The organism is Streptomyces griseorubiginosus (genome assembly GCF_017614965.1).
In the GTDB taxonomy this organism is placed as follows: domain Bacteria; phylum Actinomycetota; class Actinomycetes; order Streptomycetales; family Streptomycetaceae; genus Streptomyces; species Streptomyces griseorubiginosus_B.
The window spans coordinates 1-14436 of record NZ_WVUG01000231.1 but is presented as its reverse complement, the minus strand read 5'-3'; the positions used below and the strand labels follow the sequence as shown (position 1 = coordinate 14436).

General features: G+C 71.3%; 12 protein-coding genes, 1 pseudogene and 1 riboswitch. Of the genes and pseudogenes, 4 read left to right on the top strand and 9 right to left on the bottom strand.

Annotated elements, in window-relative coordinates:
• The 5 genes from GRC12_RS31940 to GRC12_RS31920 all read right to left on the bottom strand — a co-directional run.
• A partial coding sequence (locus tag GRC12_RS31940; RefSeq protein WP_208783021.1) for an FAD-dependent oxidoreductase occupies positions 1-282 on the bottom strand: 282 nt, incomplete at its 3' end.
• Positions 279-1841: a class I adenylate-forming enzyme family protein gene (locus tag GRC12_RS31935; protein ID WP_208783020.1), complete on the bottom strand. Its 1563-nt coding sequence runs from the start codon at positions 1839-1841 to the stop codon at positions 279-281. The genes GRC12_RS31935 and GRC12_RS31940, both read right to left, overlap by 4 nt.
• A 23-nt stretch (positions 1842-1864) precedes the next feature.
• Complete coding sequence (locus GRC12_RS31930; protein WP_208783019.1) at positions 1865-3388, bottom strand: benzoate-CoA ligase family protein; 1524 nt, start codon at positions 3386-3388, stop codon at positions 1865-1867.
• Positions 3385-5628, bottom strand: coding sequence for an aminodeoxychorismate synthase component I (gene pabB, locus GRC12_RS31925; protein ID WP_208783018.1), 2244 nt, complete (start codon positions 5626-5628; stop codon positions 3385-3387). The genes GRC12_RS31930 and pabB overlap by 4 nt, the downstream gene beginning before the upstream one ends.
• Positions 5629-5657: 29 nt before the next feature.
• Positions 5658-6263 carry a hypothetical protein gene (locus tag GRC12_RS31920; protein ID WP_208783017.1) on the bottom strand — a complete coding sequence of 202 codons (606 nt, stop codon included), beginning with the start codon at positions 6261-6263 and terminating at the stop codon, positions 5658-5660.
• Positions 6264-6466: 203 nt separating this feature from the next.
• Here GRC12_RS31920 and GRC12_RS31915 point away from each other — a divergent pair, with 203 nt between their 5' ends.
• The gene (locus tag GRC12_RS31915) at positions 6467-7246 is read left to right on the top strand and encodes a DUF3050 domain-containing protein (RefSeq protein WP_208783016.1); all 780 of its coding nucleotides are present in this window, start codon (positions 6467-6469) and stop codon (positions 7244-7246) included.
• 317 nt (positions 7247-7563) lie between these two features.
• Here GRC12_RS31915 and GRC12_RS31910 read toward each other — a convergent pair whose 3' ends face one another.
• Complete coding sequence (locus GRC12_RS31910; RefSeq protein WP_208783023.1) at positions 7564-8403, bottom strand: hypothetical protein; 840 nt, start codon at positions 8401-8403, stop codon at positions 7564-7566.
• 165 nt (positions 8404-8568) lie between these two features.
• On the opposite strand from GRC12_RS31910, the gene GRC12_RS31905 reads away from it, so the two are divergent.
• Together GRC12_RS31905 and GRC12_RS31900 are read left to right on the top strand one after the other, a co-directional pair.
• Complete coding sequence (locus tag GRC12_RS31905) at positions 8569-8916, top strand: hypothetical protein (protein WP_208783015.1); 348 nt, start codon at positions 8569-8571, stop codon at positions 8914-8916.
• Between the two features lie 33 nt (positions 8917-8949).
• Positions 8950-10134, top strand: a complete 1185-nt coding sequence (locus GRC12_RS31900) for a glutathionylspermidine synthase family protein (protein WP_208783014.1) — start codon at positions 8950-8952, stop codon at positions 10132-10134.
• Positions 10135-10198: 64 nt separating this feature from the next.
• Here the strand turns inward: GRC12_RS31900 and rocD are convergent, their stop codons facing one another.
• Positions 10199-11404, bottom strand: coding sequence for an ornithine--oxo-acid transaminase (rocD, locus tag GRC12_RS31895; RefSeq protein WP_208783013.1), 1206 nt, complete (start codon positions 11402-11404; stop codon positions 10199-10201).
• Between the two features lie 119 nt (positions 11405-11523).
• Positions 11524-11613: riboswitch (ZMP/ZTP riboswitch) on the top strand.
• Between the two features lie 43 nt (positions 11614-11656).
• Here rocD and GRC12_RS31890 point away from each other — a divergent pair.
• Positions 11657-13108: a glycine hydroxymethyltransferase gene (locus GRC12_RS31890; RefSeq protein ID WP_208783012.1), complete on the top strand. Its 1452-nt coding sequence runs from the start codon at positions 11657-11659 to the stop codon at positions 13106-13108.
• 78 nt (positions 13109-13186) lie between these two features.
• Here GRC12_RS31890 and GRC12_RS31885 read toward each other — a convergent pair whose 3' ends face one another.
• Both GRC12_RS31885 and GRC12_RS31880 read right to left on the bottom strand, forming a co-directional pair.
• Positions 13187-13972: a hypothetical protein gene (locus GRC12_RS31885; protein WP_439959915.1), complete on the bottom strand. Its 786-nt coding sequence runs from the start codon at positions 13970-13972 to the stop codon at positions 13187-13189.
• Between the two features lie 96 nt (positions 13973-14068).
• A pseudogene (locus GRC12_RS31880) lies at positions 14069-14436 on the bottom strand (hypothetical protein); the annotation flags it as partial.

Here is a 14436-nt window from a genome sequence, read left to right as displayed (position 1 = left end):
GGACGGGGGCGGGAAGGTGCGGGAGTACACCTCCCGCCCCCGGTACAAGGTCCGTTTCGTCTGCCAGGTACGCCCGTACGCCGTGATCTCCCCGGCCAGCCCCGGCAGCATCCCGTCGAGCAGCGCGAGCGTCTCGCGGTGCACGAACAGGGCCCGGCTGCCCGGCCGTTCCCGGTCCTCGGCGTCCGCCTCCAGCAGCACGACCGGCAGCCCGCGCGCCCGCAGCCCGAGCGCCGCCGACAGCCCCACGGGCCCGGCTCCGACCACCACGACCGGATTCACGCGCGTGCGCCCTCCGTCAGCATCCGGCTGATCTCCACCCGCTTGACCTTCCAGGTCGCGGTCATCGGCAGATCCTCGAACCGCCACTGCCGAGGCTCGGCCAACGCCGGCAGATCGGCGGTCGCCTCCCGCCAGCGCTCCGGGTCCAGTGGCCGCTCGCCCCGTACACACACCACCGGCACCGGCTCCCGGTCCGCGCCCGGCACGATGACGACCTCACGCAGCTCCTCCAGGCGGTCCATCAGCGCGTCCTCGACCTCCAGATTGCTGTGCACGGAGTCGATCCGGTCGATCTCCCGGTCGATCAGGTACAGGGCACCCAGGCGGCTGCGATGCCCCATGTCGCCCATCTCCCACCAGCCGTCGCGCAGCTGCCGGTCGTAGCGGTCCTGCAGGCCGAGATACGTCAGGATCCGGCCCCGGGTGCGCGCCTCGATGCGTCCGGGCGTGCCCGGCGTCACCGGCCGCCCGTCCGGCCCGGTGACCCGTACCCGGGTGAACCCCGGTATCCCGATCCCGACCCGCCGCCCGTCCGCGCGCGCGGCACTGCGCCGGGTGAACCACTGGAAGGCGACCGGCCCGGTCTCGCTCTGACCGTACAGCTGGATCAGCCAGGGCGTACGGCGCCTGGAGGCGTCCAGCAGCCGCCGTACCGTGCGCGGATGGATCGCGTCGAACGTCGAGCCGTACGACTTCACCCGCGACAGGGGCGCGCCCGGTGCGTCCGCCAACTCCTCCCACAGCACGAAGGTGTTGGGGTGCGTCTCGACGATGCCGGGCCGGTGCCGGGTGAGCAGGGGTCCCACGGAGACCGGGTCGGGGTCGGTGATCAGCACCAGCGGACTGCCGAAGTGCAGCAGTACGCCGAGCAGATGGTAGAAGCGCGAGTGCACGAACGACATGTGCAGTGCGGCCGTCTCGCCGCGCGTCGGCCAGCCCATCGCCTTCTGCGGCACCAGCCGGTTCCACATGGTGTTCGCGCAGTGCACGGCGAGCTTGGGCAGGCCGGTCGTGCCCGAACTGTGGGTGATGAGCGACGGTTCGCGCGGATGCAGACGCACCGGGGCCGGGCGTTCGGCGCCCGCGTGCTTGGCCAGGGGCTCGGCGCCGGGCGCGTCGTCCACGGACAGCACGCGCCGCACGGCGGGTTTCAGCCCCTTCAGCGGCCCCTCCAGCTTGGCCCGGTCGGTGACCAGCCACGGCTCGCGCAGCCGCTCGGTCAACTTCCCCACCACCTCGCCCGCCAGGGCCGGGGACAGCAGCACCGGCACCGCGCCGATCCGGGAGATGGCGCAGGTCAGCAAGACGATGTCGACGTTGTCCGTCTTGTGCACGACCACCTGCTCCGAAGGCCGTACCCCGGCCGCCCACAGCCGGCCCGACAGGTCCTCGACGGCGTCCGCGAGCGCCGAGTAGGTGAGGTCGACGCCGAGGGCGGGGTGGGTGTCCAGCGGCCGGTCCAGGGTGACGAAGACGGCTCCGTGCCGGTCGGCCGCCCGGCGGAACACCTGACCCAGGTAGAACCCCCGGTCGGCGAGCGATGGTTGCTGCTGTCGCATCTGGCCGTTCCCTTCAGTGATGGTCACCAGGCGCCCTGGCGGACGAGGTGACGGCGGAGCTTGCCGGTGGGGGTGCGGGGCAGGGACGCCACCAGGCTCACGCTGCGGGGCACCTTGAAGGCGGCGAGCCGTTCGCGCGCCAGGCGCAGGAGGTCGTCCCGCAGACCGTCCGGGACGGGCGTGGCGGGGACGACGAAGGCGCGCAGCCGGCCGGCGCCGGTGCCGTCGGTGACGGTCACGACCGCGACCTCCCGCACCGCCGGATGGGTGCGCAGCACCGCCTCCACCTCCAGCGGGGAGACGGTGATCCCGCCGACCATCTCCATGTCGTCGGCGCGGCCCAGGTGCCGGTAGGCGCCGTCCGGTTCGCGCACCGCCCGGTCGTGCGTGGCGAGCCAGCCGCCGACCAGGGTGCGGGCCGTCTCCTCGGGGCGGTTGAGGTAGCCGGGGGTCACCGTCGGGCCGCGCACCCACAGTTCGCCCTCGGTGCCGTCGGGGACGGGCCGGCCCGCCCGGTCGCGCAGCTCCACCTCGAAGCCGGGCACGGGACGCCCGACGGTGCCGGGGTGGTTGTGCTCGAAGCTGTTGGCGCAGAAGGCGTGACCGGCCTCGGTGGAGCCGATCTGCTCCAGCACCGGCGCCCCGAGCAGCTCGGTGATCCGTCCGCCGAGCCCGTCCGGCAGCCCCTCGCCCGCCGACACCGCGGCCCGCACGGAGGCGAAGCAGGCCTCGTGCCCGCTGCCCCGGTCGGCCACCAGCGCGGCGAAGGCGGACGGCACCGAGTACAGCAGCGTCACCCGGTGCCGGGCGACCAGTTCGTCCACGGCGGCCGGGGTCGGACGCCGGTCCACCAGCACGGCGGAGGAGCCGGAGAAGAGCGGGAAGACGAACGCGTTGCCGAAGCCGTAGGCGAAGTACAGCTTCGACACCGACAGGGTGACGTCGTCCCGGGTGATCCGCAGCAGCCGCCGCCCGATGAGGTCGTGGTACGTCTTCGGGTCGCCGTGCGTGTGCACCACACCCTTGGGACGGCCCGTCGTACCGGACGTGTACTGCACGTACAGCGGCGTGTGCGCGTCGACCGGGTGGGCCGGGGCCGGTCCGGCGGAGGCGCTGAGCGCGAGGAGCTGGTCGGCGCCGAGCCGCTCCCGGCCGGCGAAGCGGTCCTCCAGGCCCGGTCCCGTCACACACAGCACGGCGGCGGTGTCCGCGGCCATGAACGCCCGGTCGGCGGCGGGAAGTTCGGGGTTGACCAGGACGGCGACGGCGCCGAGCCGGGCGGTGGCGAGGAACGCCGTCACCCAGGCGATCCCGTCGGGCAGCGCCAGCAGCACCCGGTCCCCGGGCCGCACCCCGTGCCCGTCGAGCACGGTCGCCGCCTTCGCCGCCAGGGCGTGCACCTGACCGTGGGTCCACACCCGGTGCCCCTGGTGGAAGGCGGGCCGGCCGGTCCAGCCCCGCCACTCGGCGAGCCCGGCGAGCTGCGCGGCGAGGTTGCCGGGCGCGTCGAAGTCGGCCGGGGCCAGCGTGCTCTGCGCAGTCGTCATCGCACCGGCTCCTCGCTCGCCGCGCGCTCCTGACGGGCGTCGGCACGGGCCGAGGCGTGCTGCCGCTGCTCACGGATCCGTTCCGCGGTGTGCAGGTGCAGGGCCCGCATCTGGGCCGCCGTCTTCAGCAGCATCTCGTCGTACTCGGCGACCGGATCGGAGTCCAGCACGATCGCGCCCCCGGCCCCCAGGTGCATCAGCCCGTCCGCGAACACGGCCGTACGGATCACGATGTTGAGATCCGCGCCCCCGCTGCACCCCAGGTAGCCGAGAGCGCCGGAGTACACACCCCGGGCCTCCGTCTCCAGGGAGTCGATGATCTCCAGGGTGCGCAGCTTGGGCGCCCCGGTCATCGAGCCGCCGGGGAAGCAGGCCCGTACGCAGTCCACCGCGTCCGTGCCCTCCCGCAGTCGTCCCTCGACCGTGGAGACCAACTGGTGCACCGTCGCGTACGTCTCGGTGGCCATCAGCCGGGTCACCCGCACCGAGCCGGTCCGGCAGACCCGGCCCAGGTCGTTGCGGAGCAGATCGACGATCATCAGGTTCTCGGCGCGGGTCTTCGCGTCCGCCGCCAGCGCGTCCCGCAGCCGGGTGTCCTCCTCGGGCCCCTCACCCCGGGGCGCGGTGCCCTTGATGGGCCGCGCCTCGGCGACCCCGTCCCGGGTGATCCGCAGGAACCGCTCGGGGGAGGAGCCGGCCACGTCCACGTCCCCGAACCGCAGGAAGGCCGCGTACGGGGCCGGGTTCACCCGCCGCAGCACCCGGTAGAAGTCGAACGTGTCCGGCGGGGCGGGTAACCGCGCGGCGTTCGTCAGGCATATCTCGTAGCTGGTGCCCTTGCGCAACTCCCGTTGGCACGCCTCGATGTCCGCGAGATACGTCGCCCGGTCCCGCACCAGCCAGGGCTCGGCGGCGCCGAGGCCGGGCTCCGCGCGTGCGGGCAGTGGGGACGGTTCGGACTCGGCGGCGACGAACGACAGCTGCGCCAGCGCGCTCTCGAGCCAGTCCTCGGCCTCCTGCGCGGCCTGCGGGGTGTCCTCGGCGAGACAGACCGCGTAGGTGAACCCCTTCAGATGGTCCACCGCGACGATCCGGTCCGCGAACAGCCAGCAGGCGTCCGGCACGTCGGAGGAGTGCCGGTTCGGTGACCCGCAGTCGGCCTTCGTCTCGTAGCCGAAGTAGCCGACATAGCCCCCCGTGAAGTCGAAGGGCAGCCCGGTGCCGTCCACCCGACGGCTCGTCAACTGCCGTCGCAGATAGTCGAAGACGCTCGCCGTCACCTTGCGCGTCGGCCGCCCGGCCCGCTCGATCTCGCACCGGCCGCTGTCGACGTCGTAACGGACGAACTCCGCGAGCGGGCCGCTGTCGTCCCCGAAGAACGAGAACCGCGCCAGCCCCTCCTCGACCAGTGCGCTGTCCAGCCAGAACGCCCGTCCTGAAGCCCCGTACATCCGCGTGAAGGCCGCCTCCGCGTCGACCGCGCCGGCGATGCGCCGGGTGTGCAGACGGTAGGCCGGGGTCGTGCGCCGGGGGCGGGGGATGGCCGGCGCGGAGGCCGGGGAGGCGGCGTGCCGGGGACGCGGGACCGCCGGCTGGGGGATCGCCGCCGCGGCCGGGGTGACGGCGGTGTTCTTCGTACGCTGCTTACGGGCCCGTTCCGCCGTCAGATTGCGGAAGTTGACGAGCATGCGGTGGCCGTACTCGGTCAGCACCGACTCCGGATGGAACTGCACCCCCCACAGCGGCCGGCTCTTGTGCCTGAGCCCCATCAGCACACCGTCCTCCGCCCAGGCGGTGGCCTCCAGGGTCTCCGGGAGCGGCTCGTGCACGGCCAGCGAGTGGTAGCGCACCGCGGTGAAGTCCTGCGGTAGTCCGAGGAACAGCTCCCGTCCGTCGTGCCGGACCGTGGACAGATGCCCGTGCCGTGGCTGTGGGGCGGCTTCCACCCGGGCCCCCTCGCCGAGGGCCATGCCCTGGTGCCCCAGACAGACCCCGAGCACGGGGATCGGGGACGCGGCGAGCACGGCGGCACCGAGCCCGAAGTCCCGAGGCTCGGCGGGGTGCCCCGGCCCCGGCGAGATGACGACATTGTCGAATTCCGCGAGATACCCCACCAGATCGGGAATTCTGTCGGCGACGTCGTTCAGGGCCACAACCGGTTCCTCGCCGTTGACCTCGGCGAGCAGCTGGAACAGGTTGTACGTGTACGAGTCGTAATTGTCGATGAGCAGGGTCTTCACCCGCCCACCTCCCTTTTTTCGTTCCGGGCCTATGCGGTCCGTCTTTTGTGCCGTCCCCGCAGTGCCTGGAGCGGTGGATACAGCCACTTCTTGAAGAAACGCTGAAGCCGTGGCATGAGAATCCAGGTGACGAGGGCCGTCACACACAGGCACAACAGCAGTGTGCGGACGAGCGGATTGAGTCCGCCGAGATAGGGAATGACAAGCAGGTTGAACAGGAGCACCGGCGGAAAAACCGCGCTCATGTTGATGAACCAGAGTTTCCATTTCGGGGGCGGGGCCGGCGCCTTCGGCGCGATGGTCTGGGAGTCGAACCACAGCTTGGACCCGCGTACGCTCCGGCGCTCCGCCTGTCTGGCGAAGCCCGCCGTCCGGACGTCCCACTGCGCCCGCTCGGCGGAGTCCTCCCAGGCCCGGGCCGTGCCCTCGCTGGCGAAGCGATAGACCACATGCCACTCCGCCTCTCGGTCGACAAGGACGCCACCCCCCAGGAAGCCCGGCTGCTGAGCGCTCGCGCCCAGCATCGCCCACCCCCACGAGTGGAAGTCGGCCTCTCGGCCCGGCACCACGTGGTAGGCCACGGTGACGGTGACGGGATTGCTGCTCACGACGACTGGTACGCAAGATCTCCACATCGCGTTCAATTTTTAACGACGGTTTTTCTAGTGTCCGTATCGTGACTCTTTATCAGTTTTTCGGGCGCCTTGATGTGTTGTAAGGGATCGGTACTCGAGGTAACTTCCGTCGAATTGTTGAAAGCGCTTGCCGAGGAACTCGCAAAAGCTGCACGATCGCCTTCCCTCGACTTTCCCTCATCTTCCCCGACCGAAGGAGAACCATGTCCAGGTACGACTGGGACATGCGGCACGAAGGAATCGACCGGGCCCGTTCCGTGATCGAACCGGCGCGAAAAGAAGTGACCGCGCACCCGATTTACCGGCACATAAACAGCCGTGCCGACATGGCCACGTTCATGGCCCACCACGTCTTCGCGGTGTGGGACTTCATGTCCCTGCTGAAGTCGCTGCAACGTGAACTCACCTGCGTCGACGTCCCCTGGCTCCCGCGTGGGTCACAGGCCAGCCGGCGCCTCATCAACGACATCGTCCTCGTCGAGGAGAGCGACGAACTGAACGGCGGCTTCACCAGCCACTTCGAGCTCTACCGCGCCGGTATGGAGGAGGCGGGGGCCGACACGACCCGTATCGACACGTTCCTCGGCCTGATAGGGGAGGGCCATGGCGTGCCTGCCGCCCTGCGCGGCGCCCAAGTCCCGCTCCCCGCGTCCGACTTCGTGCGCACGACCTTCGGCATCATCGAGGACCGCCCCCTGCACTGTCGGGCCGCCGCCTTCGCGTTCTCCCGCGAGGACCTGATCCCCGATATGTTCGACCAGGTCATCAAGAAGGAGGGCACGGAACGCTTCCCGCTCTTCTGCGACTACCTCGCCCGCCACATCGAGGTCGACGGCGAGGAACACACTCCCATGGCCATGCAGATGGTGGCCGACCTCTGCGGCACCGACGACACCCGCTGGGAGCAGGCCGTCGAGACGGCCATCCTCGCCCTGGAGGCCAGGTCACGCCTGTGGGACGGCATCATGGAGACGATGGGCTGAGCAGCGGCACGGTGGATTGGGGGCGGCCCAGCGCACCGGCGTCGGTGGTGCGGGGCGTCGGTTTCGGTGGTGCGGCGGCCGGTCGCCGGCCGCTCGGCGCGCCGGTCTCAGTGGCTCGGGGCGCCAGTCGTTGGCCGCTCGGCGCGCCGGCCTCGGCCGCTAACGCCGTTGGCTACAGCGCTCGGTGTGCCGGGTTCGGTGGCTCGGGGCGTCGGTCTGGGCCGCCCTGCACAAGGCCGCCGCTCGCCGGCCTGAGCCGTTCAGCGTGCCGGCCTCAGTCGCTCAGGTCGGCGGTCCCGCAGTTGAACCCTGCGAGGTCAACCCTGGGAGGTCTCCGGTTCGGACGGAGTCGGTGCCTCGCCGAACCGGGCCAGTGCCAGCGCTCCCGCCACCGCGACGAGGAAACCCAGCACCGCCAGCCAGGCGAGCCCCTCCCGTGTCCGGTCGCCGAGCCACACCACGCCCACCGTCGCCGGCCAGAGCGTCTCGCCGATGACCAGGCCGGCGGTGGCCGTCGTGACCGAACCGCGCTGCAACGCCGAGGTGAGCAGCAGGAAGGCCGCACCCCCGCCGATCAGCAGGGCGTACGTCGCCGGATTGGCGAGGAGCTTCAGCGGTGCGAGCGAGTCGATCAGCCGGACCGCCACCTCGACCACCCCGAACCCGAACCCGGCCCCCAGTCCCAGCACCAGATCCCGCCCGCGCCCTGACCAGCGTCCGCTCAACAGCCCGAGCGTCAGCACCGCCACCGCGATCGCGAGCATCGCCCATTTCAGAGCCATGGATCCCTGGCGATCCCCCTCGGCACCCGACGCCAGTCCCAGCATCGCGAGTCCGGCACACACCACGCCGACCGCACTCCACTCCATGCGGCTCAGCCGCACGTGCAGCAGGCGTGCCGCGACCACGCCGGTCACCGCCAGGCTGGACGCCAGGGCCGCGGCGACCGCGTAGATGGGCAGCGACCGCAGCGCCACGATCTGCAGCAGGAACCCCAGCCCGTCCAGCCCGAGCCCGGCCAGATACCGCCACTGCCGCAGCGCCCGCAGCAACAGCGCGGCCTCACCGCCGCCACCCGTGGTCGCGGCCCGCGCGGCGACCGCCTGCAGCACCGTCGCCGTACCGAAACAGACCGCCGCTCCGAGCGCGCACACCATCCCAAAGATCACAAAGTGACTGTAGGGGAGAGCGCCCGGGGTGGGGGTGCCGGGGGCCGATCTCCTCTCGATCTCTAGGCTGGTGGCCAGGAGGCCGGCGCAAGCGGCCGCACCCACAGTCACACCGACAGCCACACGACAGTCACATCAACGGGGAGACACGCCATGGCGGACGCACGCAGACAACTCCGGTCGGGCACGGTCGTACTCGGCGGCATGGGCCTGCTCGCCGCCGCCCTCACCGCCTGCTCCTCCGACCCCGACAAGCGGTGCGTGGACCGTGACGCCTACAACCTCGCCAAGGGCTACAAGGTCGTCGCCGACAAGAACTGCTCCTCCACCAAGTCCTCGGCGCACGGCACCTGGTACTACGGCGGCAAGAAGAAGGGCAGCTGGGTCGACGGCGGCTCCTTCACCAAGTCCCGCAAGGCATCCGGCGGTTCGGGCGGCGCCGGCGGCCACGGCGTCTCCCGCGGCGGCTTCGGCGGCGGCAAGGGCAGCTCCGGCGGCTGAGCCGGCGCATCGGACCAAGACCCGTCACCGCCCATGGAACGCCACCGCATCACCCCGCGCCCCGACTGGCAGCGCATCGTCGAGGAACAGGGACTCGTCTACCCGCTGACCCGCCACCCCGACGGCTCCCTGCGGCCCTACTGGGACGAGAGCGCCTACTACTCCTTCACCCTCCCCGAGGTCGAGGCCCTGGAGGAGGTCGTCGAGGAACTGCACGCCCTGTGCCTGCGGGCCGCCGACCACATCGTCACCACCGGTCGCTTCGCCGACCTCGGCATCACCGATCCGCGCGTCGCCCACGCCGTCGCCGAGGCCTGGCAGCGCCGGGCCGAACTCCCCTCGGTCTACGGACGGTTCGACCTCCGTTACGACGGCACGGGCCCGGCGAAACTCCTGGAGTACAACGCGGACACCCCGACCTCGCTGGTCGAGGCCGCCTCCCCCCAGTGGTTCTGGATGGACGACCGCTTCCCCGGCGCCGACCAGTGGAACTCCCTCCACGAACGCCTGATCGCCGCCTGGCGGAAGCAGGCCGCCCTGCTCCCGCCGGGCAGCCCCCTCTACTTCGCGCACTCCTCGGACGACGAACTCGGCGAGGACCTGATGACGGTCGCCTACCTCAAGGAGACCGCCGACCAGGCCGGCCTGGACACCGACTGGATCTCCATGGAGGAGATCGGCTGGGATCCCCTCTCCGGCCGCTTCGTCGACAACCAGCTCCGGTTCATCCGCAGTTGCTTCAAGCTGTACCCCTGGGAGTGGCTGACCACCGACCCCTTCGCCGGACACGTCCTGGACACCCTCGACAACGGCGGCGGCACCGGAACGACGCTGTGGATCGAGCCGGCCTGGAAGATGCTGCTGAGCAACAAGGCGCTGCTGGCGATCCTCTGGGAACTCAACCCGGGCCACCCCAACCTCCTGCCCGCTTATCTCGACGGCCCCAGGGAGCTCGCGCACTCGACGGGTTACGTCGCCAAGCCCCTGCTGGGCCGCGAGGGCGCCGGGGTGACGATCCACGAGCCCGGCACCGAGGCGGTCCCGCGCGACGAGGCCTGCTGCTACCAGGAACTGGCCCCGCTGCCCGACTACTCCGGCAACCGAGTCGTCCTCGGCGCCTGGGTCGTCGAGGGCGAGGCGGCGGGCCTCGGCATCCGGGAGTCGTCGGGGCTGATCACGGACGAATACGCCCGCTTCCTGCCGCATGTGATCCGGTGAGGGGATCCGCGGCCGCGTGCGGTGACGGTCGCGCGTGGTGGCGCCGGCGCCCATGCAGGGCGTCTCACTCGCCCAGCACGTCCCGCAGCCGGGCCAGCCCCCAGTCCAGGTCCTCCTCGGCGATGACCAGCGGCGGCGCGATCCGGATCGTCGCGCCATGGGCGTCCTTGACCAGCACACCCTGGTCCATCAGCTTCTCGGACACCTCCCGGCCGGTGCCGTGGCGCGGATGGACGTCGACGCCGGCCCACAGACCCCGTCCGCGCACCGCGGTCAGCCGGCCCGTCCCCGCCAACGCCCCCAGCTCCCGGTGCAGATGCTCGCCCAGCTCCGCCGCCCGTGCCTGGAACTCGCCCGTCCGCAGCATCGCGATCACCTCCAGCGCCACCGCACAGGCCAGCGGATTCCCGCCGAACGTCGACCCGTGTTCCCCGGGCCGGAACACCCCGAGCACCGCCGCGCTCGACACCACCGCCGACACCGGCACGATCCCGCCGCCCAGCGCCTTTCCGAGCACGTACACGTCGGGCACCACGCCCTCGTGCTCGCACGCGAAGGTCCGCCCCGTCCGCCCCAGCCCCGACTGGATCTCGTCGGCGACGAACAGCACATCCCGCTCCCGCGTCAGCTCCCGCACCGCCCTCAGATATCCCGCAGGCGGCACCAGCACCCCCGCCTCGCCCTGGATCGGCTCCAGCAGCACGGCCACCGTGTTCTCCGTGAGCGCCGAACGCATCGCCGTCACATCCCCGTACGGCACGATCTCGAAACCCGGCGTGTAAGGCCCGTAGTCCGCCCGGGCCTCCGTGTCGGTAGAGAAGCTGATGAGGGTCGTCGTACGGCCGTGGAAGTTGTTGCCCGCGACGACGATCTTCGCCATCTCCGCGGGCACGCCCTTGACCCGGTAGCCCCATTTCCGGGCCGTCTTCACCGCGGTCTCCACCGCCTCGGCGCCCGTGTTCATCGGCAGCACCATCTCCATGCCGCACAGCTCTGCGAGCTGCTCGCAGAACGCGGCGAACCGATCGTGGTGGAACGCCCGCGAGGTGAGCGTCACCCGGTCCAGCTGAGCCTTCGCCGCCTCCACCAGCCGTCGGTTGCGGTGGCCGAAGTTGAGGGCGGAGTAGCCGGCCAGCAGGTCCAGATAGCGCCGCCCCTCCACATCCGTCATCCATGCGCCGTCGGCCGAGGCGACGACCACGGGCAGCGGGTGGTAGTTGTGCGCGCTGTGCGCGTCGGCGGCGGCGATGAGTGTCTCCGTAGCGGTCACGGGATCTCCAGACGGTGCCGAGAGGGGACGGTGGTGAGGTCGACGGCGTGGCCCCCTTCCTATCCTCGCTCGCATGGTGGACGTGGGATCTCACGTGTGCGGCACGCCCGGTAGGCTGGCCGACGGGCCGTGACTGGCGCGCTGGGATGGGACCGACCATCGGGGAGCGGCCTGTGAGGGAGCGAGTGCCGTGCGCCTGGGCCAACCGTGAACCGTGAACGCTTCAAGCCACGCCACCCGGAGGCCGACGACATGACAGAGCAGCAGCCCCTCTCCACCGAGTCCACCGCCTTCCGCGCAGCCCTCGACGTGATCCGCGCCGTCGAGCCCGGCGTGGCCGACGCCATCGGCCAGGAGGTCGCCGACCAGCGCGAGATGCTCAAGCTGATCGCCTCCGAGAACTACGCCTCGCCGGCCACCCTCCTCGCGATGGGCAACTGGTTCAGCGACAAGTACGCCGAGGGCACCATCGGCCGCCGCTTCTACGCCGGCTGCCGCAACGTCGACACCGTCGAGTCCCTCGCCGCCGACCACGCCAAGGCCCTCTTCGGCGCACAGCACGCCTATGTCCAGCCGCACTCCGGCATCGACGCCAACCTCGTCGCCTTCTGGTCCGTGCTCGCACAGCGTGTCGAGGCCCCCGCCCTGGAGAAGGCAGGCGTCCGCCAGGTCAACGACCTCAGTGAGGCCGACTGGGCCGAACTGCGGCAGGCCTTCGGCAACCAGCGCATGCTCGGCATGTCGCTGGACGCCGGTGGCCATCTGACCCACGGCTTCCGCCCGAACATCTCCGGCAAGATGTTCGACCAGCGCTCCTACGGCACCGACCCGGCCACCGGCCTGATCGACTACGAGGCGCTGCGCGCGTCCGCCCGCGACTTCAAGCCGCTGATCATCGTCGCCGGCTACTCCGCCTACCCCCGCCTCGTGAACTTCCGGATCATGCGGGAGATCGCCGACGAGGTCGGGGCGACCCTGATGGTGGACATGGCGCACTTCGCCGGTCTGGTCGCGGGCAAGGTGCTGACCGGCGACTTCGACCCGGTCCCGCACGCCCAGATCGTCACCACCACCACCCACAAGTCACTGCGCGGCCCGCGTGGCGGCATGGTGCTGTGCGACGACTCCCTCAAGGACCAGGTCGACCGCGGCTGCCCGATGGTGCTCGGCGGCCCGCTCCCGCACGTGATGGCAGCCAAGGCCGTCGCCCTCGCCGAGGCCCGGAAGCCCTCGTTCCAGGACTACGCCCAGCGCATCGTCGACAACTCCCGTGCGCTGGCGGACGGCCTGATGCGACGCGGCGCCACCCTCGTCACCGGCGGCACGGACAACCACCTCAACCTGATCGACGTCGCCACCTCCTACGGCCTCACCGGCCGTCAGGCCGAGGCCGCGCTGCTGGAGTCCGGCATCGTCACCAACCGCAACGCCATTCCCGCCGACCCGAACGGCGCCTGGTACACCTCCGGCATCCGCATCGGCACCCCCGCCCTGACCACCCGGGGACTGGGCACCGCGGAGATGGACGAGGTCGCCGGCCTCATCGACCGCGTCCTGACCACGGCGGAGCCCGGCACCACCAAGTCGGGCGCACCGTCCAAGGCCCAGCACGTCCTCGACCCGAAGATCGCGGACGAGATCTCCCACCGCGCGACCGACCTCGTGGCCGGCTTCCCGCTGTACCCGGAGATCGACCTGGGCTGAGCGCGCCCTCGCGCGACGCACCCTCTTGAGTTGTCAAGGTCCGGCGACTCTCGGAGATCGGCTCTCACAGGTCGGCCTTCACAGATCGATGAGTTCCTGTCGTGGTTCCTCCCGCGGCGGCCCCGCGTCTCGCCGGGCCGCCGCGCGGCGTATCAGCACGGTGCCGCCCGCCCCGACGGCGATCCCCACGGCCAGCCCCGGACCCGCCCACCGGACACGGTCCCGGCCGGACTCCGCCCGAGCGGTCCCCTGCGCGGCCGCGTTGTCGGCAGCCCCGTCGTCACCGCGCCCCGCCCTGCCCAACCCGCTGAGCACCCTCTCCTGCTCCAGCCGGACGAACACCGAGCGCGGTGCCCGATGCCAGCGGATGTCGTCGTCCTGGACGTCCGGCGCGGGATCGCTGCGTATCCAGGGCGTGCCGTCCGGCGCCACGAACAACTGGTCCTGCCGCTCGACGGCCACGTCATCGCCCGGCGCCCGGTTGGTCTGCGGCCAGCCTCCGACCCCCGTCAGCCCCCAGATCACCGTGAAGTCCACCGGCGGATAGCGGTCCTCGTTCCAGCTCGCCGGCACTCGCTCCGTTCCCTCGTACGTCGGCCGCAGCAGCTCCCGCAGCCGGGCGAAGGCCGGCTCAGGGGACCGCAGCACCACCGTCCGCCCGGTGTCACCGGCGACGATCATCGCCAGATCCGGGATGTCCCGGCCCGGAGTCCGCGGTGACGCCTGGGCGTCCTCCGACGGCCGCGGCACCGAGGAGTCACCGTCGTGCCCCGAAGTCGCAGCCCGGCCGGCCATCCCCACCCCCAACACGACCGCCAACGCTCCTGCCACGGCCGTCAGTTCACGAACCAGACCCCTCCACATGCGATCCCCCAGCCAGTCGCTCCCTGCGGCTCACCGTGAGCCGCGTGTCACTTCTGGTACACCGCCCGACCCGGCTGGGTTCCCACCCTCCGCACATCAAGAGGAAGATTTCCGCGACGGCGACGGCGACGGCGACGACGGCGCCGACGCCTCGAGGGACTTCGCGATCTCCACCGCCCTGGACCTGGACGCCACCCCCTCCAGCCGCAGCGTCACCTCGCCGCGGCCGTCGCCGCTCGGGTGGGTCCACAGCAGTGTCGGCCCCGCGGTCCGCTCCTTTCGGGTGAAACGGTCGCCGTCCGCGTCGACCAGCCAGAAGCTCAGCAGATGCGGGTGGGCGAACCACAGGGCGTACCGCTGCACACCGGACGCCGAGGGCTTCCCGCCCAGCCCGATCCACTCCGGTGACTCCCGCAGCCGCTTGGTGAACCCCACGTCGAGCGAGGCCGGGAACTCGTCCAGCC

Excerpts from the sequence above, each read along its gene's own strand:
- GRC12_RS31910 (WP_208783023.1), bottom strand. The coding sequence starts at position 8,403 with ATGGTGTGCGCGCTCGGAGCGGCGGTCTGTTTCGGTACGGCGACGGTG.
- GRC12_RS31920 (WP_208783017.1), bottom strand. The coding sequence starts at position 6,263 with ATGTGGAGATCTTGCGTACCAGTCGTCGTGAGCAGCAATCCCGTCACC.
- GRC12_RS31930 (WP_208783019.1), bottom strand. The coding sequence starts at position 3,388 with ATGACGACTGCGCAGAGCACGCTGGCCCCGGCCGACTTCGACGCGCCC.
- GRC12_RS31885 (WP_439959915.1), bottom strand. The coding sequence starts at position 13,972 with ATGTGGAGGGGTCTGGTTCGTGAACTGACGGCCGTGGCAGGAGCGTTG.
- GRC12_RS31900 (WP_208783014.1), top strand. The coding sequence starts at position 8,950 with ATGGAACGCCACCGCATCACCCCGCGCCCCGACTGGCAGCGCATCGTC.
- GRC12_RS31915 (WP_208783016.1), top strand. The coding sequence starts at position 6,467 with ATGTCCAGGTACGACTGGGACATGCGGCACGAAGGAATCGACCGGGCC.
- GRC12_RS31905 (WP_208783015.1), top strand. The coding sequence starts at position 8,569 with ATGGCGGACGCACGCAGACAACTCCGGTCGGGCACGGTCGTACTCGGC.
- GRC12_RS31935 (WP_208783020.1), bottom strand. The coding sequence starts at position 1,841 with ATGCGACAGCAGCAACCATCGCTCGCCGACCGGGGGTTCTACCTGGGT.
- GRC12_RS31890 (WP_208783012.1), top strand. The coding sequence starts at position 11,657 with ATGACAGAGCAGCAGCCCCTCTCCACCGAGTCCACCGCCTTCCGCGCA.